This window comes from Miltoncostaea oceani (assembly GCF_018141545.1).
In the GTDB taxonomy this organism is placed as follows: domain Bacteria; phylum Actinomycetota; class Thermoleophilia; order Miltoncostaeales; family Miltoncostaeaceae; genus Miltoncostaea; species Miltoncostaea oceani.
In genome coordinates, this window is the sequence record NZ_CP064356.1 from 1,366,599 (window position 1) to 1,392,567 (window position 25,969).

The 25,969-nt window shown below is 76.7% G+C and carries 35 protein-coding genes; 25 read left to right on the forward strand and 10 right to left on the reverse strand.

Translation table 11 applies throughout. The features are described 5' to 3' along the window. Positions 1-5 precede the first annotated feature (5 nt). The 7 genes from lysA (at position 6) to IU369_RS07005 (ending at position 6,446) form a co-directional block, all read left to right on the forward strand. Positions 6-1,229: a diaminopimelate decarboxylase gene (lysA, locus tag IU369_RS06975; protein WP_246551375.1), complete on the forward strand. Its 1,224-nt coding sequence runs from the start codon at positions 6-8 to the stop codon at positions 1,227-1,229. Positions 1,230-1,258: 29 nt separating this feature from the next. Continuing rightward, positions 1,259-2,539, forward strand: a complete 1,281-nt coding sequence (locus tag IU369_RS06980; RefSeq protein ID WP_217923850.1) for a homoserine dehydrogenase — start codon at positions 1,259-1,261, stop codon at positions 2,537-2,539. Then, positions 2,536-3,582, forward strand: a complete 1,047-nt coding sequence (gene thrC, locus IU369_RS06985) for a threonine synthase (RefSeq protein WP_217923851.1) — start codon at positions 2,536-2,538, stop codon at positions 3,580-3,582. The genes IU369_RS06980 and thrC overlap by 4 nt, the downstream gene beginning before the upstream one ends. Then, positions 3,575-4,513: a homoserine kinase gene (thrB, locus tag IU369_RS06990; RefSeq protein ID WP_217923852.1), complete on the forward strand. Its 939-nt coding sequence runs from the start codon at positions 3,575-3,577 to the stop codon at positions 4,511-4,513. The genes thrC and thrB overlap by 8 nt, the downstream gene beginning before the upstream one ends. Further along, positions 4,510-5,379, forward strand: coding sequence for a dihydropteroate synthase (folP, locus tag IU369_RS06995; RefSeq protein ID WP_217923853.1), 870 nt, complete (start codon positions 4,510-4,512; stop codon positions 5,377-5,379). The genes thrB and folP overlap by 4 nt, the downstream gene beginning before the upstream one ends. Positions 5,380-5,442: 63 nt before the next feature. Next, entirely contained in the window at positions 5,443-6,099 is a 657-nt protein-coding gene (fsa, locus tag IU369_RS07000) for a fructose-6-phosphate aldolase (protein WP_217923854.1), read from the forward strand. Positions 6,100-6,134: 35 nt separating this feature from the next. Next, positions 6,135-6,446 (forward strand): hypothetical protein, encoded by a 312-nt coding sequence (locus tag IU369_RS07005; RefSeq protein WP_217923855.1) that lies wholly within the window; start codon positions 6,135-6,137, stop codon positions 6,444-6,446. Positions 6,447-6,468: 22 nt separating this feature from the next. On the opposite strand, the gene IU369_RS07010 is transcribed toward IU369_RS07005, so the two are convergent. Both IU369_RS07010 and IU369_RS07015 read right to left on the reverse strand, forming a co-directional pair. Next, positions 6,469-6,837, reverse strand: a complete 369-nt coding sequence (locus IU369_RS07010) for a hypothetical protein (RefSeq protein ID WP_217923856.1) — start codon at positions 6,835-6,837, stop codon at positions 6,469-6,471. Next, a complete protein-coding gene (locus IU369_RS07015) occupies positions 6,837-7,304 on the reverse strand; it encodes a hypothetical protein (protein ID WP_217923857.1) in 468 nt (155 codons plus the stop codon). The genes IU369_RS07010 and IU369_RS07015 overlap by 1 nt, the downstream gene beginning before the upstream one ends. 182 nt (positions 7,305-7,486) lie before the next feature. On the opposite strand from IU369_RS07015, the gene IU369_RS07020 reads away from it, so the two are divergent. From IU369_RS07020 to IU369_RS07080, 13 genes are all read left to right on the forward strand, one after another. Beyond that, entirely contained in the window at positions 7,487-7,891 is a 405-nt protein-coding gene (locus IU369_RS07020; protein WP_217923858.1) for a DUF192 domain-containing protein, read from the forward strand. A 79-nt stretch (positions 7,892-7,970) separates the two neighbouring features. Then, complete coding sequence (locus IU369_RS07025; protein WP_217923859.1) at positions 7,971-8,699, forward strand: response regulator transcription factor; 729 nt, start codon at positions 7,971-7,973, stop codon at positions 8,697-8,699. A 1-nt stretch (position 8,700) separates the two neighbouring features. Then, complete coding sequence (locus IU369_RS07030) at positions 8,701-9,408, forward strand: sensor histidine kinase (protein WP_217923860.1); 708 nt, start codon at positions 8,701-8,703, stop codon at positions 9,406-9,408. Next, positions 9,405-9,938, forward strand: coding sequence for a hypothetical protein (locus IU369_RS07035; protein WP_217923861.1), 534 nt, complete (start codon positions 9,405-9,407; stop codon positions 9,936-9,938). Before IU369_RS07030 ends, IU369_RS07035 begins: the two co-directional genes overlap by 4 nt. After that, complete coding sequence (locus tag IU369_RS07040) at positions 9,908-10,618, forward strand: SAF domain-containing protein (RefSeq protein WP_217923862.1); 711 nt, start codon at positions 9,908-9,910, stop codon at positions 10,616-10,618. Before IU369_RS07035 ends, IU369_RS07040 begins: the two co-directional genes overlap by 31 nt. Beyond that, a complete protein-coding gene (locus IU369_RS07045; protein ID WP_217923863.1) occupies positions 10,615-11,337 on the forward strand; it encodes a CpaE/TadZ family protein in 723 nt (240 codons plus the stop codon). Before IU369_RS07040 ends, IU369_RS07045 begins: the two co-directional genes overlap by 4 nt. Beyond that, complete coding sequence (locus IU369_RS07050) at positions 11,337-12,554, forward strand: TadA family conjugal transfer-associated ATPase (protein ID WP_217923864.1); 1,218 nt, start codon at positions 11,337-11,339, stop codon at positions 12,552-12,554. Before IU369_RS07045 ends, IU369_RS07050 begins: the two co-directional genes overlap by 1 nt. After that, positions 12,551-13,435 carry a type II secretion system F family protein gene (locus IU369_RS07055; RefSeq protein WP_217923865.1) on the forward strand — a complete coding sequence of 295 codons (885 nt, stop codon included), beginning with the start codon at positions 12,551-12,553 and terminating at the stop codon, positions 13,433-13,435. Before IU369_RS07050 ends, IU369_RS07055 begins: the two co-directional genes overlap by 4 nt. Continuing rightward, positions 13,432-14,295, forward strand: coding sequence for a type II secretion system F family protein (locus IU369_RS07060; RefSeq protein ID WP_217923866.1), 864 nt, complete (start codon positions 13,432-13,434; stop codon positions 14,293-14,295). The genes IU369_RS07055 and IU369_RS07060 overlap by 4 nt, the downstream gene beginning before the upstream one ends. Then, a complete protein-coding gene (locus tag IU369_RS07065) occupies positions 14,292-14,588 on the forward strand; it encodes a hypothetical protein (RefSeq protein ID WP_217923867.1) in 297 nt (98 codons plus the stop codon). Before IU369_RS07060 ends, IU369_RS07065 begins: the two co-directional genes overlap by 4 nt. 18 nt (positions 14,589-14,606) lie before the next feature. Beyond that, positions 14,607-14,924 carry a GlsB/YeaQ/YmgE family stress response membrane protein gene (locus IU369_RS07070; protein WP_217923868.1) on the forward strand — a complete coding sequence of 106 codons (318 nt, stop codon included), beginning with the start codon at positions 14,607-14,609 and terminating at the stop codon, positions 14,922-14,924. Positions 14,925-14,996: 72 nt separating this feature from the next. Further along, positions 14,997-15,530, forward strand: coding sequence for an RNA polymerase sigma factor (locus tag IU369_RS07075; protein ID WP_217923869.1), 534 nt, complete (start codon positions 14,997-14,999; stop codon positions 15,528-15,530). Further along, complete coding sequence (locus IU369_RS07080) at positions 15,527-16,750, forward strand: DUF4349 domain-containing protein (protein WP_217923870.1); 1,224 nt, start codon at positions 15,527-15,529, stop codon at positions 16,748-16,750. Before IU369_RS07075 ends, IU369_RS07080 begins: the two co-directional genes overlap by 4 nt. 30 nt (positions 16,751-16,780) lie before the next feature. On the opposite strand, the gene IU369_RS07085 is transcribed toward IU369_RS07080, so the two are convergent. Continuing rightward, positions 16,781-17,263, reverse strand: coding sequence for a MarR family winged helix-turn-helix transcriptional regulator (locus IU369_RS07085; protein ID WP_217923871.1), 483 nt, complete (start codon positions 17,261-17,263; stop codon positions 16,781-16,783). Between the two features lie 83 nt (positions 17,264-17,346). Here IU369_RS07085 and IU369_RS07090 point away from each other — a divergent pair, with 83 nt between their 5' ends. Continuing rightward, positions 17,347-17,988, forward strand: a complete 642-nt coding sequence (locus IU369_RS07090) for an FMN-dependent NADH-azoreductase (RefSeq protein WP_217923872.1) — start codon at positions 17,347-17,349, stop codon at positions 17,986-17,988. On the opposite strand, the gene IU369_RS07095 is transcribed toward IU369_RS07090, so the two are convergent. The 7 genes from IU369_RS07095 to IU369_RS07125 all read right to left on the reverse strand — a co-directional run bounded on the left by IU369_RS07095 (position 17,985) and on the right by IU369_RS07125 (position 22,215). Then, complete coding sequence (locus IU369_RS07095) at positions 17,985-18,641, reverse strand: metallophosphoesterase family protein (protein WP_217923873.1); 657 nt, start codon at positions 18,639-18,641, stop codon at positions 17,985-17,987. The two genes, IU369_RS07090 and IU369_RS07095, sit on opposite strands and share 4 nt — an antisense overlap. Beyond that, the gene (locus tag IU369_RS23560) at positions 18,634-19,236 is read right to left on the reverse strand and encodes a CHAD domain-containing protein (protein ID WP_217923874.1); all 603 of its coding nucleotides are present in this window, start codon (positions 19,234-19,236) and stop codon (positions 18,634-18,636) included. The genes IU369_RS07095 and IU369_RS23560 overlap by 8 nt, the downstream gene beginning before the upstream one ends. After that, the gene (locus IU369_RS23565) at positions 19,236-19,751 is read right to left on the reverse strand and encodes a CHAD domain-containing protein (RefSeq protein WP_217923875.1); all 516 of its coding nucleotides are present in this window, start codon (positions 19,749-19,751) and stop codon (positions 19,236-19,238) included. The genes IU369_RS23560 and IU369_RS23565 overlap by 1 nt, the downstream gene beginning before the upstream one ends. A 7-nt stretch (positions 19,752-19,758) precedes the next feature. Beyond that, a complete protein-coding gene (locus IU369_RS07110) occupies positions 19,759-20,088 on the reverse strand; it encodes a hypothetical protein (protein WP_217923876.1) in 330 nt (109 codons plus the stop codon). Then, positions 20,085-20,939, reverse strand: a complete 855-nt coding sequence (locus tag IU369_RS07115; protein ID WP_217923877.1) for an ExeA family protein — start codon at positions 20,937-20,939, stop codon at positions 20,085-20,087. Before IU369_RS07115 ends, IU369_RS07110 begins: the two co-directional genes overlap by 4 nt. After that, positions 20,936-21,835 (reverse strand): Ppx/GppA phosphatase family protein, encoded by a 900-nt coding sequence (locus IU369_RS07120; protein ID WP_217923878.1) that lies wholly within the window; start codon positions 21,833-21,835, stop codon positions 20,936-20,938. Before IU369_RS07120 ends, IU369_RS07115 begins: the two co-directional genes overlap by 4 nt. A 68-nt stretch (positions 21,836-21,903) precedes the next feature. After that, complete coding sequence (locus IU369_RS07125) at positions 21,904-22,215, reverse strand: hypothetical protein (protein ID WP_217923879.1); 312 nt, start codon at positions 22,213-22,215, stop codon at positions 21,904-21,906. Positions 22,216-22,398: 183 nt separating this feature from the next. Here IU369_RS07125 and IU369_RS07130 point away from each other — a divergent pair, with 183 nt between their 5' ends. Genes IU369_RS07130 through IU369_RS07145 form a run of 4 tightly spaced genes read left to right on the forward strand, consistent with a single transcriptional unit; the run spans position 22,399 to position 25,943 of the window. Next, positions 22,399-22,851: a division/cell wall cluster transcriptional repressor MraZ gene (locus tag IU369_RS07130; RefSeq protein ID WP_217923880.1), complete on the forward strand. Its 453-nt coding sequence runs from the start codon at positions 22,399-22,401 to the stop codon at positions 22,849-22,851. Beyond that, a complete protein-coding gene (gene rsmH / locus IU369_RS07135; protein ID WP_217923881.1) occupies positions 22,832-23,800 on the forward strand; it encodes a 16S rRNA (cytosine(1402)-N(4))-methyltransferase RsmH in 969 nt (322 codons plus the stop codon). The genes IU369_RS07130 and rsmH overlap by 20 nt, the downstream gene beginning before the upstream one ends. Next, positions 23,797-24,204 (forward strand): hypothetical protein, encoded by a 408-nt coding sequence (locus tag IU369_RS07140; protein ID WP_217923882.1) that lies wholly within the window; start codon positions 23,797-23,799, stop codon positions 24,202-24,204. Before rsmH ends, IU369_RS07140 begins: the two co-directional genes overlap by 4 nt. Then, positions 24,204-25,943 (forward strand): peptidoglycan D,D-transpeptidase FtsI family protein, encoded by a 1,740-nt coding sequence (locus IU369_RS07145; protein ID WP_217923883.1) that lies wholly within the window; start codon positions 24,204-24,206, stop codon positions 25,941-25,943. The genes IU369_RS07140 and IU369_RS07145 overlap by 1 nt, the downstream gene beginning before the upstream one ends. The last annotated feature ends 26 nt before the right edge of the window (positions 25,944-25,969 follow it).

Sequence of the window (25,969 nt, forward strand, 5' to 3'; positions counted from 1 at the left end):
GCGACATGGTGGCGCTCGCCGAGGAGCACGGGACCCCACTCGTCGTCTACGACGAAGGCGCCCTGCGCGCGACCGCCCGTGCCTACCGGGCGGCGTTCGACGCGCTCGCGCCCGACGTCGAGATCATCTACGCCAGCAAGGCCTACTTCGGCCAGGCGATGCTGCGCCTCGCCCGCGAGGAGGGCCTCGCCGTGGACGTCGCCTCCGGGGGCGAGCTGTTCTCGGCGCTGCGCGCGGGCTTCGACCCGGCGCGCATCTACATGCACGGCAACAACAAGGACGCCCGCGAGATCGGCGAGGCCCTCGACGCCGGCGTCGGCACGCTCATCATCGACAACCTCGACGAGGTCGAGCGGGTCGACCGCCTCGCCCGCGAGCGCGGGGTGCGGCAGCGGGTGCTGGTGCGGGTGACGCCGGGCGTCAAGCCGTCGACCCACTCGTTCATCTCCACCGGCCAGCTCGACTCGAAGTTCGGGTTCTCGATCGAGGGCGGATCGGCGCGCGAGGCGGTCGACGCCATCCGGGCGGCGGGTGGCCTGCGGATGACCGGGCTCCACTGCCACATCGGCTCCCAGCTCTTCGACTTCTCGGCGTTCGGCGCCGCCGCCGCGATCGTCGCCGACTTCGCCGCGTCGCTCGGCGGGGACGACATCGAGGTGATGGACATGGGCGGCGGCCTCGGCATCGCCTACACCCGCGACGACCGTCCCGGCGCCATCGAGGACTACGCCGAGACCGTCGTGGAGGCGGTGCGCGGCGAGTGGGGGAGGGTCGGCCTGCCGATGCCCCGCGTCATGGTCGAGCCGGGCCGCAGCATCGTGGGCCGCGCGGGCGTCACGCTCTACCGGGTCGGCGGCACCAAGGTCGTCCCCGGCGTCCGGACCTACGCGTCCGTCGACGGCGGCATGAGCGACCTGCTGCGCCCCATGCTCTACGGCGCCGTCTACGAGCCGATCCTCGCGAACCGGGCCGAGGCGGAGCCGACCGGCACCGTCCGCCTGGTGGGCAAGCACTGCGAGAGCGGCGACGTCCTCGTGGGCGAGGCGTCCCTGCCGCCCGTCGGGCCGGGCGACCTCGTCTGCCTCCCCGCCACCGGCGCCTACGGCGTCTCGATGGCCTCGAACTACAACGGCGTCACCCGTCCGGCGGTGGTGTTCGTCGACGAGGGGCGCTCCCGCCTCGTCACCCGCCGCGAGACGTACGACGACCTCGTCGCGCGGGACGTGTGAGCGCCGCCGCCGCCAGGGGGGACGGACCGGTGCGCGTGGGGCTGCTCGGCTGCGGGACCGTCGGCCAGGCCGTCGTGCGCCTGCTGAACGACGGGGTCGGCACCATCGAGCGCGCCTCCGGGCACCGGCTCGAGGTCGGCCCGGTGCTGGTCCGCGACCCCGCCCGGGAGCGCCCCGGCGTCGACCCGGCCCTCATCACGACCGACGCCGCGGACGTCCTCGACGACCCGACGGTCGCGATCGTCATCGAGGTCATGGGCGGCATCGACCCGACCCGCGACTACCTGCTCCGGGCGCTCGCGGCCGGCAAGTCGGTGGTGACGGCGAACAAGCAGCTCCTGTCGCGCCACGGCCCCGAGCTGCTCGAGGCCGCCCAGCAGGGCGGGGCCGAGCTGCGCTTCGAGGCGTCGGCGTGCGCGGCGATCCCCGTCATCAAGGTGCTGCGCGAGTCGCTGCTCGCCGCGGAGATCACCGCGATCACCGGCATCGTCAACGGCACGACGAACTACATCCTCACCGAGATGGCACGGCGCGGGCTGGCCTACTCCGACGCCCTGGCGCGGGCGCAGGAGCTCGGGTACGCCGAGGCCGACCCCACCGAGGACGTCGGCGGCGGCGACGCGGCGGCGAAGATGGCGATCCTCTCGTCGATCGCGTTCCACACCCGCGTCCACCTCGACGACGTGCCCCACGAGGGCATCGACCGGCTCGAGGCGCGCGACCTGGACCTGGCGGTCCGGCTCGGCTTCGTGGTGAAGCTCCTCGGCGTCGCCCGCCTGCAGGACGGCGCGGTCAGCGTGCGGGTCTACCCGGCCCTCGTCCCGGTGGGGCACCGCCTCGCGGCCATCGGCGGCCCCGACAACGCGGTGCTGCTGGAGTCGCGCTCGACCCGCGAGATCATGCTCGTCGGGCCCGGCGCCGGTGGCGACGAGACGGCGTCCGCCGTGGTCGCCGACGTCCTCTCGATCCTCGGCACCCACCACGGGTCCTTCCTGCACAACGCCCTCGCCGATGCGGGCCGGCCGATCGCCGCGCCCGGCGGCGTGCGGTCCGCGTTCTACGTGCGGATGTCCGTCGCCGACCGGCCCGGCGTGCTGGCCCGGATCGCGTCGATCTTCGCCGAGGAGGACCTCTCGATCCGCACCGTGGTGCAGAGCGGCTCCGGCGACGAGGCGACCCTGGTGCTGGTGCTGCACTCCGGCACGGAGCAGCGCATGGCCGACGCCCTCGACGCGGTCCGCGCCCTCGACGACGTCCGCGGCGAGCCGGTCATGCTGCGGGTGCTCGGCACCGGGGAGGGCGGCGGATGATCCCGCTGATCGAGAAATACCGCGACTTCCTGCCCGTCACCGCGGCGACCCCGGTCGTCTCGCTGGGGGAGGGCGGCACCCCGCTCGTGCCCCTCCCGCGGCTCTCCGAGCGCCTCGGCGTGTCGGTGCACGCCAAGTTCGAGGGCATGAACCCGACCGGCAGCTTCAAGGACCGCGGCATGACGATGGCGGTCTCGAAGGCCGTCGAGGAGGGCGCGACCGCCGTCATCTGCGCCTCGACCGGCAACACCTCGGCCTCGGCCGCCGCCTACGCCGCGCGCGCCGGGCTGACCGTCGCCGTGGTGATCCCCGAGGGGAAGATCGCCGCCGGCAAGCTCGCGCAGGCGCTCGTGCACGGGGCGAAGGTGCTGTCGCTCGACGGCAGCTTCGACGACGCCCTCCGCGTCGTCCGCGGCCTGGTGGAGCGCCACCCCATCTCCCTCGTGAACTCCCTCAACGAGTACCGCATCGACGGCCAGCGCACCGGCGCGTTCGAGGTCTGCGACGATCTCGGCGACGCCCCCGACGTGCTGTGCATCCCCGTCGGCAACGCCGGCAACATCAGCGCCTACTGGCTGGGCTTCAACGCCTACCGCGAGGCCGAGCGGTCCCGGAGGGTGCCGCGCCTCTACGGCTTCCAGGCGGCCGGCGCCGCCCCGCTCGTCGAGGGCGCCCCCGTGGCGGCGCCCGAGACGATCGCGACGGCGATCCGCATCGGCAACCCCGCCCGCGGCGACCAGGCGATGGACGCGATGCGCGACTCCGGCGGCGGCGTGTCGGCGGTGACGGACTCCGAGATCATGGAGGCCTACGCGATGCTGGCCGCCACCGAGGGCATCTTCTGCGAGCCGGCGTCCGCGGCGTCCGTCGCCGGGCTGCTGAAGCGCCACGCGGCCGGCGACCTGAACCCGGGCGAGACCGTCGTCTGCGTGCTCACCGGCCACGGCCTGAAGGACCCCGACACGGCGATCGTGAACGCCGAGCCCGTCCGCCGGCTCTCCGCCGACATCGACGCCGTGGAGGAGGCCGTCTTCGGTGACTGAGCGCGCGCCCGAGGCGCTGACCGTCACCGCGCCGGCGACGTCGGCGAACCTCGGTCCCGGCTTCGACTGCCTCGCCGTCGCGCTCGACCTGGGCAACGCCGTCGTCATCACCCGCCGCTCCGGCCCCCTCGAGGTGGCCGTGACGGGGGAGGGCGCCGGCGAGGTCCCCGAGGACGCCTCGAACCTCGTGTGCCGCGCCCTCGCGGCCGGCCTCGGGTCGCTCGACGGCCTGCGCGTGGAGTGCCGCAACCGCATCCCCCTCGGGCGGGGGCTCGGCTCGTCGGCCGCGGCCGTCTGCTCCGGCCTCGTCGCCGCGAACGCGCTCGGCGGCCTGCGGTGGACCCCCGACGACCTGCTGGCGCGCGCCGCCGAGATCGAGGGCCACGCCGACAACGCCGCCGCCTGCCTCAGCGGCGGGCTGGTCGCCGTCGCGCCCGGCCCCGTCGCGCGGCCCATCCCGGTCCCCGAGGGCCTGACGTTCCTGGCGGTCGTGCCGGAGGGCCACGTCTCGACCGAGGCCGCCCGCCGCGCCCTGCCCGCCACGGTCCCCCTCGCCGACGTCACGGCCACGCTGGCGAACGCCATCGGCCTGACGCTCGCGCTCTGCGAGGGCCGCATCGACGACCTGCCGCCCCTCCTCGCCGACCGGGTCCACGAGCCGCACCGCGGCGCGATGATCCCCGGCCTCGCCGCCGTGCGCGGGGTGGTCGATGGCGAGGGCTGCCTGGGGGCCACCATCTCCGGGTCGGGCCCGTCGATGCTGCTGTGGGTGCGCCCCGACGCCGCGGAGCGCGTCGGCGCGGCCGTCACGAAGGCGCTGCACCTGCTGGGCGTCGCGGCGCTCGTGCGCCCCTCCCGGGTCGGCGCCGCGGGGGTGCGGGCCCGCTGGACCGGTGGCGCCGACCTGCGCCTCGCGCGCGCGGTGGGGTGACGCAGGCCCCCTCCGACTGGGAGCACGCCGGCGGGGTCATCGACTGCTCGCGCGGGCGCCTCGTGGGGATCGTCAACGCGAACCCCGACTCCTTCTCGGACGGCGGGGTCAGCGCGGGGACGGAGAGGGCCGTCGCGCACGGCCGCGAGCTGGCGCGCCTCGGCGCCGACGTCGTCGAGGTCGGCGGGGAGTCGCTGCGGTTCTCCGACCACACCCCCGTCGATGTCGAGATCGCCCGGGTCGTCCCCGTCATCACCGCGCTGGCGGCCGAGCTGTCGGTGCCGGTCGCGATCGATACCTTCAAGCCCGCCGTGGCGGCGGCGGCGATCGCCGCCGGCGCCGCGATCCTCAACGACCCGACGGGGCTGCGCGAGCCGGGGATGGCCGCGGTGGCGGCGGAGGGCGGGGTCGGCGTGGTGCTCACGCACTTCTTCGGTCCCCCCAAGGTGCGGCCGGCGAGCTTCCCCGACGTCGACGTCCCGTCCGCCGTGCGCGCGTGGGCGCGCGCCCGGATGGAGGCCGCCGCCGGGGCCGGGATCCCCGCGTCGCGCATCGTCATCGACCCCGGCGTCGGCCTCGGCAAGTCACCCGCCCAGGACCTGCAGCTGCTGCACCGCATCGACGAGGTCGTCGCGCTCGGCCGCCCGGTCCTCGTCCCGATCTCCAACAAGAAGGTGCTCGGCGCGCTGACGGGCCGCGCGGCGCCGGACCGCCTGGCGGGCACCGCGGCGGGCCTCGTGTGGTGCCGGACGCGTGGCGCGACCGTCTTCCGGGTACACGACGTCGGGTTCATGCGGGACGCGATCCGCGTCGCCGACGCCCTCGTCACCGGCGAGGCGGAGCACTGGTTCGACGTGCTGAAGTGAACCCCCCGCCGGTGCTAGCGTGAATCGCGTGACCACCGTCCGACCCGAGGGAAGAGGCACGGCATGAAGCTCTTCGTGGACACGGCCGACCTGGCCGAGATCGAGACCATCGCGGGGTGGGGCGTGCTGGCCGGCGTGACCACCAACCCGAGCCTGCTGGCGAAGGTCGAGGGCGACGCCGACGACATCTACCGGCGGGTCTGCGAGCTCGTCGACGGGCCGGTCTCGGCCGAGGTCGTCGCCGAGACCCGCGCGGACATGGTCGAGGAGGGCCGCCGCCTCGCGGCGATCCACGACAACATCGTGGTGAAGCTGCCGATGTCGGCCGAGGGTCTCGCCGCGACGTCCATCCTCGCGACGGACGACATCCGCGTGAACATGACCCTGTGCTTCACGGCGCCGCAGGCGCTGCTGGCGTCGGCGTCGGGCGCGGCGTTCGTGTCGCCGTTCATCGGGCGCTTCGACGACATCGGCCAGAACGGCGTCGAGTGCCTCCGCGACATCGTCGAGGCGATGGAGACCTCGATCTACGACACCGAGGTGCTGGCCGCGTCCATCCGGACGCCGGTGCACGTGACGGAGGCCGCCCGCATGGGCGCCGACATCGCCACGATCCCGCCGAAGGTCTTCTACCAGATGCTGCAGCACCCCCTGACCGACGCCGGGACCGCCACCTTCACCCAGGACTTCGAGACGCGGCGGGCCAAGGCCAAGGCGTAGGACCGGAGATCCGCCACGCGGCGGAGGAGAGAGACATGAGCGACGACGACACCGACTTCCCGTTCCCCTTCGCGTTCGGCGAGGGGGCGGGCGAGGAGTTCAAGGAGCGCCTGAAGGAGCTGATGCGCGCACAGCGCGAGGCGTTCGAGGAGATGCAGGCCGAGAGCGGCGGGCAGGCGGCGGTCATCGACCGCTGGCAGATCATCCAGCAGGCCGTCGTCCTCGCCTCCGCGGCGATGGCGACCCTGCAGCCCCAGCCCGGCCCCGACGAGGCGGCCGACGCGATGGGCCTCCTTTTCGCCCGGTCGATGACCGCGCTGCAGGGGGCGCTGCACCCCTCCGACTGACCCGGAGGGGGACGGGCCGCCGCTAGTGCGGGTGGACCCCGTTCACCGGGCCGAGGTGCAGCTCGACACGTGCGTCGCGGAGGCTGCCCGCGGTCCGCTCGGCGAAGTCCCCGAGCCGGGCGACCTCGGCGCCGAGCGCCGAGACCTCGTTCGTCAGCACCGCGATCTGGTCGTGCGTCGACCGCCAGCTCGAGCCGATCAGGTCGACGAGGCGCTCCATGTCCTCGACGAGCAGCGTCCGCTCGCGTGCAGCGTCCTCGGCGATCGTGCGGCGCACCTCGTCGAGGTCGCGGGCCCGTTCACGTGCGCGCGCCCTGATCGCGTCGAGGTCGGCCTCCAGGCGGCGGACGGCCTGCAGCACCTCCTGCGGGCTCTGGGCGCCGGGCTCCATCAGGCGGTCTCGGTGTAGGCCACGACGCGCCAGTCCGGCGGGCGGGGCTCGTCGACGGTCCGCTCCCCGGTGGCGCGGCTCCGGAAGACGAACCCGAGGGTGTCGTCGAACTCGGGCACGAGGATCCCGTCGCGCACCTGCTGGTCCACCCAGGCGCCGCGGAAGACGAGCCGCCGCAACCAGTGGACGAGGTCGGCGCCCCCGCCGAGCAGCGTGGCCTGGTGGCGATCGAGGTGGGCGGCGAAGGGGCTGCGGGGCGTGGTCACCACGCCGTGGGCCGTCAGCGCCACGAGGTCCTCCAGGACCGGGGGCGTCAGCGCGTCCCGCGTCAGCAGGCCGAGGCGGACCGCCGCGGCGCCCACCCGCGAGTGGAAGTCCTCCGCGTTGAAGCGGAAGCGCACGCCCTCGACCTCGATCGAGAAGTCGTGCCCGCTGGAGTAGCTGGGGGAGAGGGGTCCGTGGCCCATCGACGCCAGGGTAGCAACGCCCCTCGGACGGCTCCCCGGCCGCCCTGACAGGTGTCGGGAGGCGCCGCCGGGCCGGCGGGATCGTCCCACGGGGCGCCGCGTCCGTCACAACCGGATGCCGGTCGTGTGCCGGTTCCCGTGCACGTCGCCGCGCGGCGCGCGCCGGGTGCCAGCATCGCCCCATGGGTCGCCTGCGCATCGACCGGCTCACCCCGCCGCCCGCGCCCCTGCGCCGTGGCGACGCGGTGCTCGCCGGCCGCTGCCACCGGGCGTCGACGCCGCGGTCCCGCCTCGTCGGGCTGCTCGGGACCCCCGACCTCGACGCGGACGAGGCGCTGTGGATCACCCGGTGCGCGGCGGTCCACGCGATCGGCCTGCGGGCGCGCATCGGCTGCGCGTTCCTCGACCGCGACGGCCGGGTGCTCCGGGTCGTCGACCCGCTGCCCCGTCGCGGCGCGCACGTGCGGGGGGCGGATGCGGTGGTCGAGTGCCGGGCGGGCGTCCTCGCCGGGATCGCCGTCGGGGACGTGCTGCGACGCGACGAAATTCCCGCTACGAGCGACATCCGCGTCACGGCCGGGGGGTGACTCCGGACGCCCCCGCGACTCGTGCGTGTGCGGATCGGTCGCCAGCGGGGCGCCCGGACGCAGCGCACGGAGGTCCGAGATGTCCGTTGGGATCGGTGTCGCCGTCCCGTCCGTCCTCCTGGTCGAGGACGACGCGGCGACGCGGGCGTTCCTCTCCGAGAACCTGAGCGCCGACCGCTTCGCCCCGGTCGTCGCGACGTCGGCCGAGGAGGCGATCGAGATCCTCGGGCGCGCCCGGCCGGACGTGGCGGTGGTGGACGTCGGCCTCCCCGGCATGAGCGGCCTCGAGCTCGTCAGCCGCATCCGCGACGGCGCGGCCGAGGCGGAGTGGGATACCGGGATGCCCATCCTCCTGATCTCGGGCGAGGCGAGCCCCCACGCCGCGGTCCGCGGCATCGGCCGCGGCGCCGACGACTACGTCCCGAAGCCCTTCCACTACCCCGAGGTCCTCGCCCGGCTCGGCTCCCTGGTGCGGAGGTCCCGGGGGGCGACGCTCTGCGAGGAGATCCGCGTCGGCACCCTCGTCGTCGACCGGCATGCGCGACGGGCCACCCTCGGCGGCCGCGTCCTCGACCTGTCGGCAAAGGAGTTCTCGCTCCTCGCCGCCCTGGCCCGCGACCCCTCGCGCGTGCTCACCAAGGCCGAGCTCCTGCGCGACGTCTGGGGTTACCGCGCGGCCGCCCGCACCCGGACGGTCGACAGCCACGCCAGCCGGCTGCGGCGCAAGCTCGCCGACGCCGGCGGCGGCGAGCGCCTCGTCGTCAACGTCTGGGGCGTCGGCTACCGGCTGCTCCCCGAGGAGGTGTGACGTGATCGGCACGACCACCTCGCCCGGCGCCGTCGCGCCGGCCGACCACCTGGCGCGCGTGGTGCACGACCTCCACGGGCCCCTCACGGTGATCCGCGGCATGTGCGCGACGCTCCTGCGCGACGAACCCGCGCGTGACCGCCGCCGCGCCCTCGCCCTCATCGACGCCGAGGTCCTGCGCGTCGCGGACGGCCTGCGCGACCTCTCCCGCACCCCGGTGGGCGACCCGCCCGCCCCGGGGTGCGACCTGGCGGAGGTCGTCCGGGCGGCGGTGCGGCGCTTCGGCCCCGTCGCCGAGTCCGGGGGGCGACGCGTGGTCGCCCGAGGACGGCGCGGCCCCCTGCCGGTCGCCGCGCCGCCGGCCGCGCTGGCGCGGGTGCTCGACAACCTGTTGTGGAACGCCCTCCGCCACGCGGCGGACGGCGGCGTGGTCGTCGTGGGCGCGCGCGTGCGTCGCGGCGTCGCCGAGGTCCACGTCCGCGACGACGGGCCGGGGGTGCCCGCCGGGGACCGCGAGCGGATCTTCCTCCCCGGCGACCGCGGTTCCGCCCCGCGGGGCGCCGGCCACGGCCTCGGCCTCGCCATCGCCCGCGAGATCGCCGAGGCTCACGGCGGCCGGCTGACCCTCGACGCGGTCGGGTCGGGCGCGTGCTTCCGGCTCGCCCTGCCGCTGCGGAGCGACGCGGACCCCGGTCCGCGGGCGGCATGAGGACCCTCGTGACCGAGGCGGCCGTCGCGGCGCGGGCGACCGCCGGCCCCCGTCCCCTCGTCGTCGTCCCCCGCGCACGCCGCCGTGGCCGGTGGGCCGACCTCGACGCCGACGCCGTCGTCGCGGCCATCGCGGACGCGGGCGCCGGCGCCGTCGTGCTCGCGCGTCCTGCCGTCGACGACCCCGGGGCGGCGGCGCTGCCCGCCCTCGCCGCGGTGATGGGCGCCGCCCGCGTCCGGCTGCCGGGCGACGCCGGCCTCGCGGGGTGGGTCCTGTCGGTCGCGCGGCACCCCCACTTCAACGACTCGTCGCTCCTGCGCCGGCTCGAGGTCCTCGCCGGGGCCGCCGGCGGGCCGTCGGGCCTGCCCCGGCGCACGAGCGACGACGGCGCATCGGTGCCGTCCGTCCGCCCGCGGGTCCTCGCCCGCTGGGCGGGATGCGTCTGGCGGCCCTGCCCGCGGTGCGGCGGCGGGGGCCTCGCCGCCGCACCCTGCGCGCGGTGCGGCGCGCCGCGGCCGGAGCCGGCGTGATGCGGGCGCGGATCGGCGGGCGTCGCGCGGGCCTCTGGCTCGTGCTCGCCGGCTTGGCGGGCCTCGTCGCCGCCGTGGTCACGTTGCGCGCCGCCGCGACACCCGCCGACGCCGGGCGCGTCGTCGTGGCGCGCGCGCCGCTCGCCACCGGCCTGCTGATCGACGAGACGACCGCCCGGTCCGCGCTCGTCGTCGTCCCGGTGCCGGAGGGCCTGCCGCTCGCCGGGGTGCTGACCGACCCGGGGGCGGCCCTCGGCCGCAGGATCGCCGTGCCGGTCTCGCCGGGGGAGCCGGTGACCGAGGCGGCCCTCGGCGGCGCGCCGGGCCTCGGGCCGGCGCCGCTCGCGGTGGGGGAGCGTGCGGTGCCGGTCCCGTTGTCGGCCGCCGGAGGCGGCGCCGCGGGTCTCGTGACCGGCGCCCGGGTCGACGTCGTCGCCTCGACCGGCGAGGGGCCGGCCGGGCGCACGGCCATCGTCGTCGCCGACGCGGAGGTGCTCGCCGTCGCCGCCTCCCCGTCGCCCGACGGCCTCACGGGGACGGGCGAGGCGCTGCTGCGCGTGTCGGCGACGCAGGCGCTGCGGATCACCGCCGCCCTGAACTTCGCGCGCGAGGTGCGCCTGCTGGTGCGGCCCGCCGACGAGGTCGGCACCCCCGGTCCCCAGGAGGTGCCGGCGCCGTGACCCCGGCCGGTCCGACCGCACGGGGGGCGCTCGTCGTCGTCGGGGCGACGGGGGGCTGCGGGACCAGTCTGCTCGCGGGAGCGCTCGCGCTGGCCTGGCAGCGGGCGCACGGCGCAACCTGGCTCGTCGAGCTCGACCTCGGACGGGGCGACCTCGCCGACGCCTGGGACCTCCCGGGCGACCGGACCATCGACGACCTGGCGGAGGTGTCCGACGAGCTCGCCCCGCACCACCTCCGCGCCGCGGCCCAGCCGCACCCGTCGGGGCTCGCGGTCCTGGTCGCCCCGCCACGGCCGGCGGCCGGGTGGGACGCGCCGGCCGCGGCGCGCCTGGTGGCCACTGCCGGGGCGGGGGATGGGGACCGGTGCGTGGTCGACGCCGGCTGCGGGCTGCGTTCCCACGCCATCGGCGCGGCCGCGTCGGCGCGCGGGGTCCTGGTCGCGTGCGCGCCCCGCATCGCGGCGGCGCGCCGGGCGCGACACGTCGTGGAGGGGCTCGCCCGCTCGGCCCCGTCGGCACGGGTGGGGATCGTGGTGTGCGGCGGCCCCGGTCGGTCCGAGATCGGGGCGCGCGCGCTCGGCCGTGCTGTGGGCGCGCCCGTGACCGGCGAGCTCCCCTGGTCGCCCCGGGAGGCGGATGCCCTGTCGGCGGGGCGCTGGCCCGCGCGGCGGCGGCGTGGCCTGGCCGCCGCGGTCGCCGCGCTCGCGGAGGCCACGTGATGGAGGCCCCCGACCCGGCGCTCGTCGAGCACCTGCGGGCACGCGCCGCCCGCGATCCGCGCGTCGACGGCCGGGGGACGCCCCGCGAGGAGCTGGCGTCGGTCGTCGGTGACCTCCTCGACGAGGAGCGGCGCATCCTCACGGCCGCCGCCCGCGACGCCGTGGTGCAGGCGGTCGTCGACGAGGCCCTCGGCCTCGGACCGCTGGAGGCGCTGCTGCGCGATCCGCGCATCACCGAGGTGATGGTCTGCGGCCCGCACCGCGTCTTCGTGGAGCGTGACGGCCGCATCACGCCCACGGACGCCCGCTTCCACGACGACGCGCACCTCCTCCACGTGATCGACCGGATCCTCGCCCCGCTCGGCCGGCGCGTGGACGAGGCGAGCCCCATGGTCGACGCGCGCCTGCCCGACGGCTCCCGGGTCAACGCGGTGATCCGCCCGCTCGCGCTCGACGGTCCCGCGCTCACCATCCGGCGGTTCGGCGGCGGGCCGCTGACCGGCGACGACCTGGTGCGGCTCGGGACGATCGACGCGCCGGTCCTCGCCCTGCTGCGCGCGGCGGTGCGGGCGCGGCGCAACGTCCTGGTGACGGGAGGGACGGGGAGCGGCAAGACGACGACCCTCGCGGCCCTCGCGGCGTTCGTCCCGCCGGGGGAGCGCATCGTGACGATCGAGGACGCCGCCGAGCTGCGGATCGCCCTGCCCCACGTCGTGCGCCTCGAGAGCCGGCCACCCTCGCTCGAGGGCGCCGGTGCCGTCTCGATCCGGGCGCTCGTGCGCAACGCGCTGCGGATGCGACCCGACCGGATCGTCGTCGGGGAGGTCCGCGGCGGCGAGGCCCTCGACATGCTGAGCGCGATGACGACCGGGCACGAGGGGTCCCTGTCGACGCTCCACGCGTCCTCGCCGGGCGACGCCGTCCGCCGCCTCCAGACCCTCGCGCTGATGGGCGACCTCGACCTCCCGTACCGGGCGGTCGCCGACCAGGTGGCGAGCGCCGTGGACCTCATCGTCCACCAGGCCCGGCGGCCCGACGGCGCGCGCCGGGTGGTCGAGGTCGCCGCGGTCGGCCCGGGCCCCGATGGGCCCGTGCTCACCCCGCTCGTCACCTGGCGGCCGGCGGGCGGCGCGCGGAACGGGTTCGCGTGGACACCCGCCGGGCTGACGTGGGCGGCGGACGCCGACGCCGCCGCCGCGCTGGAGGAGGTGGCGTGAGCGCGGCGGCCGCGGCGGTGGCGGCCTCCGCATCGGTCGCGTTGCTGGTGACCGGCGTGGGGCGGGCGGTGGCGGCGCGCCCGCGGCGAACCCGCCGGCCGGGGGAGGGGACGCCGGCGCCGCTCGCCCGCACCGTCGCGGGTGCCCGGCTGGACCGCTGTCTGCGGCGCGCCGGGGTGCCGCTCGGCCCCGACGCGTTCGCGGCGCTGGTCGCGGCGTGCGCCGCCCTCGCCGCGATCGTCGCGTGGCGCGTCGTCGGGCTCCCCGTCGCGGGTGCGGCGGGGGCGGGCGGGGTCGTGGCGGCGGCCGTCGTGCTGGTCCGGTCGGCCGACCGGCGGCACCTCGCGCGCGTCGAGGCGCAGCTCCCCGGCGTCGCCCAGGCGCTCGCGACCGGACTCGGGGCGGGCCTCTCCCTGCGCCAGGCGCTCACACGGGCGGTGCGCGACGCCCCGGAGCCGGTGCGCTCCGAGCTCGCCCAGGTGGTCCGGGAACTCGAGCTCGGCGGCCGGGTCGAGGTCGTCCTGGAGGGGGCCGCCGCGCGCCTGCCCGCACGGGACCTGCGGATCATGGTCACCGCGATCCTCGTCCAGCGGCGGACCGGCGGGAACCTCGCCCGGGCGCTCGCCGGGTTGTCGGACCGGCTGGAGGAACGCGGGCGGCTCGCGCGCGAGCTGCGGGGCGCCACCGCGCAGGCACGGATGACCGCGTGGCTCGTCGCCGCGCTCCCCGTCGGCGGCGCGGTCATGGCCGAGATCGCGTCACCCGGGACCATCGGCCGCGTGGTGGGGCAGCCGCCCGGGCCCGCGCTGCTGGGCGTGTCGAGCGCCCTCTACGGCGTCGGCGTCGTCCTCATCCGGCGGATCGGGCGGGTCGAGCCGTGAGCCCGGTGCTCCTCTGGGTGCTGGCGTTGGCCTGCGCGGCGGCGGGGTTGCGCGAGAGGCGCGCGGCGGCGCGGTCCGCGGACGCGACCGCGCTGTCGGGGGGCGGACGGGGCGTCCCAGGGGTGCTCGCGGTCGCCGCGCGGATGCCCTGCCCCGAGGCGCTGTGGCGGCTCGCGGCGCGTGACGCCGACGCCGGCCGACTGGCACGTGCCGGCCTCGCGGGGGCGCTCGCGCCGGCGGGCCTCGCGCGGGCGCGGGTCAACGGGGCCCTCGTCGGCGTGGCGGCCGGGGCGGCGCTCGCGCTCGTCGCACCCCCGGCCGCGGTGTTGGTGCCGGTGCTCGCCGGGCTCGGGCTGATGGCGCCCGGGTACGTCCTGACGCTCCGCGAACGGGCCCGGCGGCGCGCCCTGGTGCGCGAGCTGCCGGACCTGCTCGACCTGCTCGGCATCTGCGTCGAGGCGGGCATGGCGCTCGACCCGGCGCTCGACCTCGCGGCCGGGCGGCTCGGCGGGGTGCTCGGCGAGGAGATCGGCGCCGTGCTGCGGGACCTCGCGCTCGGAACCCCCCGCGCGACGGCCTACCGCGAGTTGACCGCCCGCGTCGGCGCGCCGGAGCTCGCTCGGACGGTCGGCGCACTGCTGCAGGCCGAGGAGCTCGGGGCGCCCCTCTCGCGGGCGCTCGAGGGACAGGCGGTGGCGCTGCGGGCGTCGCGACGCCAGGACGCCCGGGAGCGGGCGGCGCGCGCCGCGCCGAAGATCCAGCTCGTCGTGGCGATGGTGATGGTCCCCGCGGTGCTGCTCCTCGTGATCGGCGTGCTGCTGATCGAGCTGGCGCGCCAGGTGGGCGGGGTCGTCGGGTGAGGCGCCGGGTCGGTGACGCCGGCCGCGGGTCGGCGACGGCGGACTACCTCGGAGCCGTCCTCGCCGTCGGGCTGATGCTGCTCGCCCTCACGGCGGTGCGCGAGCACCGCCCCCAACGGCGGCCGCCCATCGACCCCGTCGCGGAGGTGGCCGCCCTCGTGCGCCCCGCGCCCGTGGTGCGGGTCCGGACGCCGCGTCCCCCCGGCACGGGGCCACCCCGGCGCCGCGGCCCCCGGCGTCCGCCGCCCCCGCGTCCGACGGTGCTCGTGCCGGGCTGGGCCGTCGGCTGGTGATCCCGGTACCCTCGGTACGTGGTCCTCGTCGTCCTCCTGCTCGCCGTCCTCGCCCTGATCGTCATCGGGTCGTGGGCCCTCGGGCTCGTGCTCAGCCTGCTGTGGTGGGTCATCGTCGGCGCGATCATCGGGGTGCTCGGGCGCATGCTCATCCCCGACGACCGCCGCCCCGGCCTCATGGCGACCGTGCTCTCCGGCATCGTCGGGTCCCTGCTCGGCGGGGTCATCGCCAACGCCCTCGACGTCGGGCGGATCCTCGAGTTCGGCATCGCCGTCCTCGTCGCCGCCGGGTTGATCCTCGCCTTCGCGTCCGACCGGCGGAGCGCCACCACCTAGGCTCGGGACGGTCCCGCGGGCCCGGGCCGCGAGCCGCTGTGACGGCTCCGGGGCCGGCGGCGGATACCGTGCGTGAGTGTCGCCCCGGCCCCCCGCCCCACGATGAGCCCGTCGCGCACCCGACCGGCGTTCGCCGACGTCGCCGAACGGAACCTCGACGGCGTCTACCGGTACCTCACGCACCTCACCGGGAACCGCGACCTCGCCGAGGACCTCACATCCGCCACCTTCGAACGGGCCCTCCGCGACTGGCGGCGGTACGACCCCGCCCGCGCGACCCCGCAGGTCTGGCTCGTCGAGGTGGCACGGCGGGTCGCGCTCGACCACTTCCGCAAGGACGGCCGCCGCCGGGCACGTGAGGAGCGCTACGCCGCCGACGTCCCCGAGGCCGTCCCCGGACCCGAGGCGCCCGGGGGGTTCTCCGCCGACCTCCGGGCGGCCCTCGGCCGCCTCACCCGCGGCGAACGCGAACTCGTCGCCCTGCGCGTCGTCCTCGGGCTCGACGCCGCCGAGGCCGGCCGCATCGCGGGGATGACCCCCACCGCCGTCGGCACGTCCCTGCACCGAGCGCTCACGAAGTTGCGACAGGAGGTGGAGCGACCGTGACCGGACCCCACGACATCGACCCCGACCGGCTCGGGGAGCTCATCGACGGCGCCACACCCACCGACGCCGACGAACAGGCCCTCGTCGCCCTCGTGCAGCAGACCCGCGACCTCGAACCCGGGGCCCCCGACGACCTCCGCCGCCGCGTCCTCGACGACGCCCGCCGCGCCGCCGCGACCGGGGACCGCCCCCGCCGCGGCATCCGCGCGCTCGACCCCCGCCGCTGGATCGGCGAGGGCGGGGGCGACCGCCGCCGACGCCTCCTCGTCGCCGCCCCCGTCGTCGCCGGCATCGTCGCCGTCGCCCTCATCGCCATCCCCGCACTCGACGACGGCGGCACCGGCCCCAGCGGCGGCGACGCCGCATCCGCCGGGGCCACCTCCGACGGCACGCGGCTCGCCGTGCCCGCCGCACCTGGCGCCGCCGACTCCGCCGCGCCCGCCGCCCCCGGCGCCGAGGCCGACCAGGGCGCACCCGCACCCGCACCCGAGCGCGCCGCCGCCCCCGCCATCGCCACGCCGGCGCCCGGTCCTGTCCCCGACGGGACGCGCCTCACCAACGTCACCGTCCGCACCCGCGTGCAGGTCGCCGACGTCGACGCCCTCTCCCGGGCCAGCACCAGCGCCATGCGCACCACACGCGCCCTCGGCGGGTACACCGCCAGCTCCGACTACGGCGTCCCCGACGGCGGCCGCGGCACCAACGACCTCGTCCTCCGCATCCCCACCACCAAGGTCGACCAGGCGCTCGCCGCCTTCGGGAGGCTCGGCACCGTCATCGGCCAGGACGCCGACATCGTGGACGTCACCGCCGCCGTCGCGACCGGAGACCGCGGGGTGACCCGCGCCGCCGAGGCCCTCGCCGACCTGCGCGCCCGCGCCGCCGCCGACCCCGCCGACGCCGCACTCGCCCGCCGCGTCGTCCGCGCCGAGGCCGCCCTCGCCCGGGCGGAGGCCGCCGTCGCCGCACAGCGCGAACGGGCGCGCCTCGCCGTCGTGTCCCTCACCCTCACCACCGAGGGCCCCCCGGCCGCACCGCGGGAGGAGGGCCGTTTCGCCGGCCCGATCGGCGACTCCGGCGACCGCCTCGCCGGGGCGCTCGCGTGGCTGCTCGGCGCCCTCGTCCTCATCGGGCCCTTCGCCCTCCTCGCCGCCCTCGCCGCCTGGGCCGCCCACCGCCACCGCGGACGCTCCGCCCGGCGGCTCATGGGCTCCGCCTAGACCCACCGCCCGCCGGGAGCCGTCAGGCCGTCAGGCCGGGGGGTCGTCCTCCACGCACTGCGCGGCCGCCGCCGCGCAATCCGCCGTGTGGCCGCCGGTGGCGCGCCGCAGCAGGTGGTAGAGCGTCTCCCGCTCGTCCGCGTCGAGCGCCGCGAGCACCTCGTCCTCCGCGGCGGTCAGGGCCGCCTCGGCCTCGCCGAGCCGCCGGGCCCCGGCCACCGTCAACGACACGGTGTGGCGACGCCGGTCGTCCACCGCACGCTCCCGCACGATCAGGCCGTCGGCCTCCAGCTCGTTCAGCAGCCCCACCAGGTTCGTGCGGTCCACCTGCAACGCCGACGCGAGGGCCTGCTGCGTCCCGCCGCTGTGCTCCCGCAGGACCGTCAACGCCACCAGGTGCCGGGGCCGCAGCCCCAGGGGCGCCAGCGCCGACTCGGCACGCGACCGCGTCAGGCGGGCCAGGTGGTCGAGGAGGGCCGACGAACGGTGCGCGGCCGTGGCGGGGGACGGCATCGGCCGATTGTAGCCCCCGCCGCCTACCGGTCGTGTGTTACAACTCGTTTGCGCAAAGCAAACGATTTGGGAGCAACGACCTGATGCCGCACCTCCTGCACATCGACTCGAGCATCCAGGGCGAGCGGTCGGTCAGCCGCGCGCTGACCGCCCGGGCGGCCGCGGCCTGGCGCGCGGCGCACCCCGCGGGCGTCGTCACCTACCGCGACCTCGGCGCCGACCCGCCGCCGCACCTCGACAGCGCGACGGGCACCGCGCGGATGATCCCGCCCGCCCGGCGCACCCCCGCCCAGCAGGCGTCGTGGGAGCTCACCGAGCGGCTGGTGGGGGAGGTCGCGCGGGCCGACACGATCATCCTCGGCCTGCCGCTCTACAACTTCGGTCCTCCGAGCGCGGTGAAGGCGTGGGTCGACCACCTCATCGCCCCGGGGCTCTCCCTCGACGCGGAGACGCAGGCGCCGCTGCTCGCCGGCCGCGACTTCCTCGTGCTGGCCTCCCGCGGCGGCGGCTACGGCGAGGGCACCCCGCGCGAGGGATGGGACCACGCGGAGGCCTGGCTCGGCCACGGCGTCGCCCTGACCGGCCTGGAGCCGCGCTTCATCACGGCGGAGCTCACGCTGGCGGCCGTCACCCCGGCGATGGCGGGGCTGCTGCCGCTGGCCGCCGAGAGCCTCGCCGCGGCGGAACGGGCGATCGACGCGCAGTGGGTGGCCGTGGCGGCCTAGGGGGTCCGGACCCGGGCGAGCTCCAGGGGGATCCGCTCGAGGTGCGCGCGCAGCCCGGTGCGTCGCGCCTCGAGCCACCCCCAGCGCGGCCGGCGGTCGCCGTCGAGCGCCTCGCCGACGCTGCCCGGGTTGACGAACAGGCACCCGTGCGCCGACCGCACCAGGGGGACGTGCGTGTGGCCGCTCACCACGCAGTCCGGGCGCCCGAGGGCGTCGTGCAGGCGCCGCAGGTCGCGCTCCGGCGTGTGGGCGTCGACCGCCTCGCGCGGGTCGTCCGGCGCGCCGTGCATCAGCACGATCGTCGCGCCGCGCAGGGACACCCGCACCAGCATCGGCAGGCCCCCGAGGAACGCCAGGTTCCCGGGGGACAGCTGGTTCGTCGTCCACGCCCGCGATCCGATCCGCCGCGCCTTCGGGCTGTCGGGGTCGCGACGGGGGCGGTTCACGACCTTGCGGTCCGTGTTGCCCATCACGCACGGCCACCCGAGCTCCCGGACCGTCGTCACGCACGCGTCGGGCTCGTCGCCGCGCATCACGAGGTCACCGGTGCACACGCCCCGCTGCAGCCCGGCCCCCGCCATGGCGTCGAGCACCGCCCGCAGCGCCGTGGCGTTCGCGTGCACGTCGCCCATCACCCCCAGGCGGTCAGGCACCGGCGTCGATCCCGAGGGCGCCCTCGAGCCGTGACCTGAAGCGCTCCGCCTTCAGCCTCCGCCACTCGTCGAGGAAGCGCGCGTACAGGTCCTCGCGCTCGCGCCGGCGCCGCCCGATCAGCGCGTGGACCCCGAGGCGCTCGTCGGCGCGGCGCCCCACCTCGAGCTCCCGGCGGAACGCCCGGAACGCCGCCTCCGACGCGGGACCCTCCCGGCGCCGCCGCCGCACGGACGCCTCGCCCACCAGGCGCCGCGCCGCCCCCGACTCACGGTCGTCGAGCCACGCGAGGTGCTCCTCCAGCCGCGGGATCTGCACGTCGCAGTCGTGGATGTCCCCGAGCAGGTCCTGGAGCAGCCGGATGTCGTCGAGGAACGGCCCGAGGTCGTCGTCGAAGGCGAGGCCGAAGATCTCGAGGAGGTAGCGCAGCCGCTTGCACGCGATCCGCATGTCGTGCAGGTCCTTCACGTTCGCCGGGTCGGCGACCCGGCCGTCGTAGCCGTAGACCTCGCCGATCCGCACGGCGAGGATCCTCCGCGCGTTCGGCCGCAGGCGGGCGTCCGCGTCGAGGCCGGCGACGGGGTGGGGCCTCGCCATCAGGCCTCCGGGGGCCGGGGCTTCAGGGTGGCGAGCCGGATCCCGGTGTGCTCACCGACGTACCGGTCGAGCCGCTTCGCGAACCGCTCGTCGTCGATCCGGGTGAACAGCGCGACGATCCGCGGTTGCTCGCGGGCCCGGTCCTCGCGGTACCGCGCGATCAGCCCCTCGACACCCGGCCGCTCGTCCTCCGCCATCCCCGGCAGCAGCGCGGTCAGGCCCTCGATCGCGACGTCGAGGTCGCGGGCGTCGCCGAGCACGTCGGTGATCTCCTTCACCTGCCGCAGGTGGCGGCGGAACGACTTCGGGGGGAACGCCCCCTCGAACGCGTCCATCGCGGCGCGCAGGCGGCGCGACGAGACGCGCATCGCGTGGAGCTCCTCGATGTCCTCCGCGAGCTCGGTGCCGTCGCGGTAGCTCCACATCTCGGCCCAGCGCGTCAGGATGACCCGGCCGGCGGCCTCGCGGAACCGGGCACGTCCCCGGAGGCCCGGCACCTCCCACGCACGCGCCACCCCCGGGCTACTCCGCGGCCCGCTGGCGGACCATGACCGACTCCCGGACGGCGCCGCGCAGGGCCTTGCCGCTCGCGAGGACCGCCCAGTCGATGTCGAGCTGCATGCCGAGGTCGATCAGGGCACGCACGATCTGCCCCTCGTCGATGCCGGCGCCCGACAGCTCCGACGCCTCGCGTAGCCAGCGGCGCTGCGACTTCGAGACCGTGACCGTGATGTCCTTGCGGGCGTCCTTGCGGCGGGTGGTGATCGCGCCGTCGCCGAGGCGGGCGTAGGTGCCCGGGGGGGACCCCGCCGGCGCCCCCAGCATCGACTGGTAGGTCACTCCGCGCCTCATGTCCCGGCCTCCCCGTCGGGCGACGCGGCGTCGAGGCTGATGCGGCGGTCCTCGGCCAGGTCGCGGATGGTGTCCTCGCCGATCGTCTCCTCGCCGCGGGCGGCGGCGACGAACAGGGCGTTCGCGAGCAGGAGGTTGACGAGGCGGGGGACCCCGCCGGTCTCCTCGTGCGCCGCCCGCGCCGCCCGCTTCGAGATGATCCGCCCGGCCGCCCCCGCCACGCGGGTGCGGTGCAGCGCGTACTGGTCCACCTCGTCGGCCGTCATCGGTCCGAGGTGGTACCGGACGACGACGCGCTGGGCGACCTGCGGCTGGCGCTCGACGCGCAGGGTCAGCTCGGGCTGGCCGAGCAGGACCACCGGGGCGCCCGGAGCCCCGCCGCTGTCGGGGTTGGTCAGCAGGCGGACCTCGTCGAGGGCCCGCGGGTCGAGGCGCTGCGCCTCGTCGATCGCGAGCACCACCCGCCGGCCGTCCGCCGCCGCGTCGGCGAGCGCCGCGCGGACCCGCAGCGCGAGGCGCGCCGCCGACCCGCCCGCCGGCTCGGCGCCGATCGCCGGCAGCAGGGCCGCGAGCAGCGCGGCGCCGGTGCGCGGGGGGTTGGCGACGCTTGCGACGGTGAAGCCCTCGCCGTCGAGGGTGCGCCGCAGGGTCTGGGCCAGCAGCGTCTTGCCGGAGCCGATCTCGCCCGTGATGACGACGAGGCCGCCGAGCTGGGTGATGCCGAACAGGATGCGGGCGAGGCCCTCGCGGTGGTCGGAGCGCTCGAACGCGAACCGGGGGTCGGGCTCCAGCCGGAACGGCGCCTCGGCGAGACCCCAGTGGGCGAGGTAGGCGGGCGGGGCGGTGCTCACCCGACGGCCTCCAGGACGAGGCCCTCGCGCAGCCCGGAGCGGCTGACGACGACCGCGTCGAGGTCGAACGAACGGCGCACGGCCTCGAGCGCGGCGGCCCCCGCCATCGAGAGGCGCACCCGCGCCGGGTCGAGGTCGGTGGCGTCGGCGAGGTCGTCGGACGGCGTGCCGACGAGGCGCTCGACGGCGCGCACGAGGGCGTCGCGGTCGAGGCGGTCCGACCCGGCCAGCTCCGCGAGGGCCGCCGCCGACCCCCCGGTGGCCACGGCCTCGCGCCCGGTCACGGGGATGTCGACGGAGTCGACGAGCTCCCGGACCGCGGCGACCATCGGCTCGAGGAGGTCGATGGCGGGGGGGTCGGACGGCCCGAACCGCTCGGTCAGCACCCGCACGCCGATCGGGATCGACGTCGCCCACCGCAGGTGGCCGCCCTCGCCGCCCATCATCTCCAGGCTGCCGCCGCCGAGGTCGACCGCGAGGAGGGGGTCGGGCGCGCCGCCCGCCACCATCCCGCGGAACGCCAGCTCGGCCTCCTCGGCCCCGGACAGGATCCGGGGCACCACGCCCGCGGCCGCCTCGAGGCGGTCGAGCAGGTCGGCCGCGTTGGCGGCGGTCCGGGCGGGGGCGGTGCATGCGACGACGATCCGGCGGGCGCCGAGGCGGCGGGCCTCCGCGGCCATCTGGGCGACGGTCGCCTCGACCAGCTCCAGGCGGTCGTCGGCGATGCGGCCCCCCGGCTTCAGACCCGACCCGATGGCGGTCATGGCGCTGCCGCTCGCGAGGGGCTCGACGCGTCCGCGCGCGACGCGTGCGACCAGCAGGCGGGTCGTGTTGGTGCCGACGTCGATGGCGGCGATCGGCGCCGACGTGTCGTGCACGGGCTCGTGGCTGGTCACTTCGGCATTCGCGTGGGGCGCCGAGTGTACCGGCGTCCCCGGCGTCCCGGGAACCCCGTCGCGCGGCGTTACAGCGTGGCGACGCCCCGGCGCGGCGACCGGCGCCGGGCGACGGCCCGGGCACGCAGGAGGGCGAGGCCGCCCACCGCCGCCGCGACCAGCGCCAGGCGGCCCTGACCCGTCACGACCTCGCCGCCGCCGGGGGCGGACGCGAGCGCGGCGAGGAGGAATCCGGCGGCGAGCCCGAGGGCGTAGAGCGCGACGGTCGCGGCCTGCGGGACCCGCGCGCGGCGGCGGGGCGGCGGGACCGCCCGCAGGTGCGGACGGGAGGGCGCGGCGGCCGGGGCGGGGAGGGGGAGGGAGCGGGCGGTTGCGGGCATGGGGGGAACAGTAGTTCGTGCCTCGGACGCGAACAAGTGTTCTGCAACGCCGGGCGGCGCAACGACGCGTGCAGCCCGGCGGGGTGGATCCTGGCGTTGCGTGGGGGGCGTCCGGGGGGAATCCCATACCGATGGGGGGGAACGCGGATTGCCTGGTGGGGCCAGGTGGGGTAGCGTGGGGAAATGCAACGGCGGCTGCTGAGCGGGACGTACGAGTGCAGCCTGGACAGCAGGTTCCGGTTGGCCGTCCCCGCCAAGCTCCGGGAGCCCTTCGCGGAGGGTGCGGTCGTGGGGTGGTGGATCGACGAGTGCCTCGTGGTGGTGCCGAGCGGAGACTGGACGCCGCTCGTGGACCGGACCTTCGGGACCATGAGCGTGCTCGACGACGAAGCCCGCGAGCTGTCCCGCTTCATCATCGCCGGGGCGTTCACGCACGAGCTCGACAAGCAGGGCCGCATCCCGCTGACCGCCGAGCTCCGCGAGCACGCGGGGATCGGCGACTCCAAGGTCCGCCTCATCGGGGTGGGTGACTACCTCGAGATCTGGGACCCGGCCCGTCTGGCCGAACGGTTCGCAAAGCTCCGCCGTGAGGGGGTGTCCCACCATGCCAAGCGCCTTGCCGCTCGAGTCGCGTAGGCCCGCCCGGGGTCACGAGCCGGTCCTGGCCGACGAGGTCGTGCGTCTGCTCGCGCCGCGCGCCGGCGAGACCGTGGTCGACTGCACCTTCGGCGCGGGCGGTCACGCCCGGCGCCTCGCCCCCGCCCTCGGCGAGGGCGGCCGCTACATCGCCATCGACCGCGACCCCGAGGCCCGCACCTGGTTCGCGGACCTCGCCGACGACGTCGTCTGCGAGACCCGGTTCATCCACGCGAACTTCGCCGACGCCCTGCCGCGCCTGCTCGACCAGGGTCTGCGCGCCGACGTCGTGCTGATGGACCTCGGCCTCTCCTCGATGCAGGTCGACCGCGCCGAGCGCGGCTTCTCCTACTCACGGCAGGCCCCCCTCGACATGCGCATGGACCCCGCGCGCGGCGCGTCGGCGGCCGACCTGGTGGCGACCGCGTCCGAGAAGGACCTCGCCGGCCTGATGCGGACCTACGGCGAGGAGCGCTACGCGCGTCCGATCGCCCGGGCCATCGTCCGCCGCCGCGCGATCGAGCCGATCACGACCACCGGCGACCTCGTCGAGATCGTCCGGTCGGCGGTGCCGACCCCGGCGCTCTTCGCCGGCGGGCACCCCGCCAAGCGCGTCTTCCAGGCCCTGCGGATCGTCGTCAACGACGAGCTCGGGAGCCTCGAGCGCGGCCTCGCGTCGGCCTTCGCGCTGCTCGCCCCGGGCGGCCGCCTCGGCGTCATCTCGTTCCACTCCCTCGAGGACCGCATGGTGAAGCGCTTCATGCGGGACCGCGCCCAGGGCTGCATCTGCCCGCCGGACATGCCGGTGTGCGGCTGCGGCCACACCGCCGAGGGCGCCCTGCTCGCGAGCAAGGCCCAGCGCCCCCGCCAGGCCGAGCTCGACCGCAACCCGCGGGCCCGGTCCGCGCTGCTGCGCGGCATCCGCCGGCTGGGGGAGGACGACCGATGAGCACCCGCGCCGGCGCCGCCGCCCGGACCCGCACGACCGCCGCCTCGTCCGCGCGCCCCCGCCACGACCCCCGCACCCGCCCCGAGGCGCCGCGTCCCCGCACCCGCCCGCGGGCGGTCGCCGCTCCGCGGCCCCGCACCCGCCTGCGCATGGGCCCCCTCGTCATCCCGCTGATCGCGTTGATCCTGGGCGGCATCGTGTGGGTCAACGTCGCGAAGCTCGCCCTCACCAACGAGACGGGCAAGGTCATCGAGCGTTCCCGGGTCGTGGAGGGGCAGACCGCCCGCCTGAAGAGCGACCTGGAGCAGCGTGACGCCGCGGTGCGCCGCAACGCGCAGCTCACCCTCGGCATGGTCTCGCCCGCGCCCGACTCGGTCACCTACCTGGACCCGCGGACGCCCTGATGGCGGGCGGCTCGTCCCGGCGGCCCCCCGCGCGCCCCCCGCGCCGGACCGCCGCCCCGTCCGCGCGCGGTGGCGCCGCGCGCGAGCGCAGCCGCCGCATCCGCATCCTGACGGGCATCACGCTCCTGCTGTTCTGCCTGCTCGGCGCGCGCGCCGCGTTCCTCGGCACCGTCCGCGCGGACGACCTCGCCTCGCGCGGCCTGTCCCAGAACCGCGCCGAGTCGGACCTCCTCGCCCCCCGGGGCGCGATCCAGGGCCGCGACGGCACCGACCTCGCCACGGACCGGCTGGCGGTCGACGTCACCGCCTCGCCGAACCTGATCCTCGACCCGCAGGAGGTCGCCGCCCAGCTCGGCCCCGCCCTGCGCCGCGACCCGAACGACCTGGCGAACATCCTCGCCAGGGGCGGCACCTACGCCGTCCTCGCGCGCAACGTGACCCCCGCGCGGGCCGACGCCGCCCGCGACCTCGGCATCGCCGGCGTCTACTTCTCGGACACCTACCAGCGCTTCCAGCCGGGCGGGGCGCTCGCGGCACAGCTCATCGGCCTCACCGGCGACGAGCACCAGGGCATCTCCGGCCTCGAGCAGAGCCTCGACGGCACGCTCACCGGCACCCCCGGCCACCGGGTCGAGATCCGCGACGTCTTCGGCCGCCCGATCCAGGTGCTCTCCGACCGCCCCGCGCAGCCGGGCACCGACGTGCAGCTCACCGTCTCCCCGGCGATCCAGGCCGAGGTCGAGCGGGTGCTCGCCGCGACGCGCGAGGAGTACGGGGCGAAGCGGGCGATGGGGATCGTCATGGACCCGCGCGACGGGTCGGTGCTCGCGATGGCGACGGTCCCGCGCTTCAACCCCAACAAGCGCGAGACCCTCAACCAGGACCAGGTGACGAACCGCCCGGTGACCGACACGTTCGAGCCGGGGTCGACGTTCAAGATCGTGACGATGGCGGGCGCGCTGGAGGACGGCGTCGTCCAGCCGACCACCCTCTTCAACCTCCCCGCCAAGTACACGCTCTACGACCGCACGCTGACCGACGCCCACGAGCGCGGGCCAGTGACCCTCACGGCGACCCAGATCCTGGAGCAGTCGAGCAACATCGGCACCGTCAAGATCGCGGAGCGCCTCTCCCAGGAGCGCCTGCAGGCCTGGATCCGCCGCTTCGGCTTCGGCTCCCCGACCGGCATCGACTACCCCGGCGAGGTGGAGGGCCTCGTGCTGCCCGACGACGAGTGGTCGGGGACGTCGATCCTGAACATCCCGATCGGCCAGGGCGTCGGCGTCTCCCTGGTGCAGCTGACCCGCGCCTTCGCGGCGATCGCCAACGGCGGCACCCTGGTCACCCCCCACGTCGTCGCGTCGGTGGGCGGCCGCCCGGCCGAGGTGCCGGCGGGGAGGCGGATCATGCACGAGCGCACCGCGCGGCAGGTCGACGCGATGCTCCGCGAGGTGGTCTCCACCGACGGCACCGGCACCCTCGCCCAGGTGAAGGGCTACGAGGTGGCCGGCAAGACCGGCACCGCCGAGAAGATCGACCCGGAGACCGGCCTCTACAGCAAGACCCTCTACACGTCGTCGTTCGTGGGCTACGTGCCCGCCGACGACCCGCAGCTGCTGATCGCGGTCGTCGTGGACGAGCCCTCCTCCTCGGGGGCCTACTACGGCGGCGACGTCGCGGCCCCGGCGTTCGAGCAGATCGCCGAGTTGTCCCTGCAAAACCTGCGTATCTCCCCCTGAGACGCGGGACGGGGCTGGTAGTGTCC

Excerpts from the sequence above, each read along its gene's own strand:
- lysA (WP_246551375.1), top strand. The coding sequence starts at position 6 with ATGGTGGCGCTCGCCGAGGAGCACGGGACCCCACTCGTCGTCTACGAC.
- thrC (WP_217923851.1), top strand. The coding sequence starts at position 2,536 with ATGATCCCGCTGATCGAGAAATACCGCGACTTCCTGCCCGTCACCGCG.
- fsa (WP_217923854.1), top strand. The coding sequence starts at position 5,443 with ATGAAGCTCTTCGTGGACACGGCCGACCTGGCCGAGATCGAGACCATC.
- IU369_RS07005 (WP_217923855.1), top strand. The coding sequence starts at position 6,135 with ATGAGCGACGACGACACCGACTTCCCGTTCCCCTTCGCGTTCGGCGAG.
- IU369_RS07010 (WP_217923856.1), bottom strand. The coding sequence starts at position 6,837 with ATGGAGCCCGGCGCCCAGAGCCCGCAGGAGGTGCTGCAGGCCGTCCGC.
- IU369_RS07015 (WP_217923857.1), bottom strand. The coding sequence starts at position 7,304 with ATGGGCCACGGACCCCTCTCCCCCAGCTACTCCAGCGGGCACGACTTC.
- IU369_RS07020 (WP_217923858.1), top strand. The coding sequence starts at position 7,487 with ATGGGTCGCCTGCGCATCGACCGGCTCACCCCGCCGCCCGCGCCCCTG.
- IU369_RS07025 (WP_217923859.1), top strand. The coding sequence starts at position 7,971 with ATGTCCGTTGGGATCGGTGTCGCCGTCCCGTCCGTCCTCCTGGTCGAG.
- IU369_RS07035 (WP_217923861.1), top strand. The coding sequence starts at position 9,405 with ATGAGGACCCTCGTGACCGAGGCGGCCGTCGCGGCGCGGGCGACCGCC.
- IU369_RS07050 (WP_217923864.1), top strand. The coding sequence starts at position 11,337 with ATGGAGGCCCCCGACCCGGCGCTCGTCGAGCACCTGCGGGCACGCGCC.
- IU369_RS07085 (WP_217923871.1), bottom strand. The coding sequence starts at position 17,263 with ATGCCGTCCCCCGCCACGGCCGCGCACCGTTCGTCGGCCCTCCTCGAC.
- IU369_RS07090 (WP_217923872.1), top strand. The coding sequence starts at position 17,347 with ATGCCGCACCTCCTGCACATCGACTCGAGCATCCAGGGCGAGCGGTCG.
- IU369_RS23560 (WP_217923874.1), bottom strand. The coding sequence starts at position 19,236 with ATGGCGAGGCCCCACCCCGTCGCCGGCCTCGACGCGGACGCCCGCCTG.
- IU369_RS07110 (WP_217923876.1), bottom strand. The coding sequence starts at position 20,088 with ATGAGGCGCGGAGTGACCTACCAGTCGATGCTGGGGGCGCCGGCGGGG.
- IU369_RS07125 (WP_217923879.1), bottom strand. The coding sequence starts at position 22,215 with ATGCCCGCAACCGCCCGCTCCCTCCCCCTCCCCGCCCCGGCCGCCGCG.
- IU369_RS07130 (WP_217923880.1), top strand. The coding sequence starts at position 22,399 with ATGCAACGGCGGCTGCTGAGCGGGACGTACGAGTGCAGCCTGGACAGC.
- IU369_RS07140 (WP_217923882.1), top strand. The coding sequence starts at position 23,797 with ATGAGCACCCGCGCCGGCGCCGCCGCCCGGACCCGCACGACCGCCGCC.
- IU369_RS07145 (WP_217923883.1), top strand. The coding sequence starts at position 24,204 with ATGGCGGGCGGCTCGTCCCGGCGGCCCCCCGCGCGCCCCCCGCGCCGG.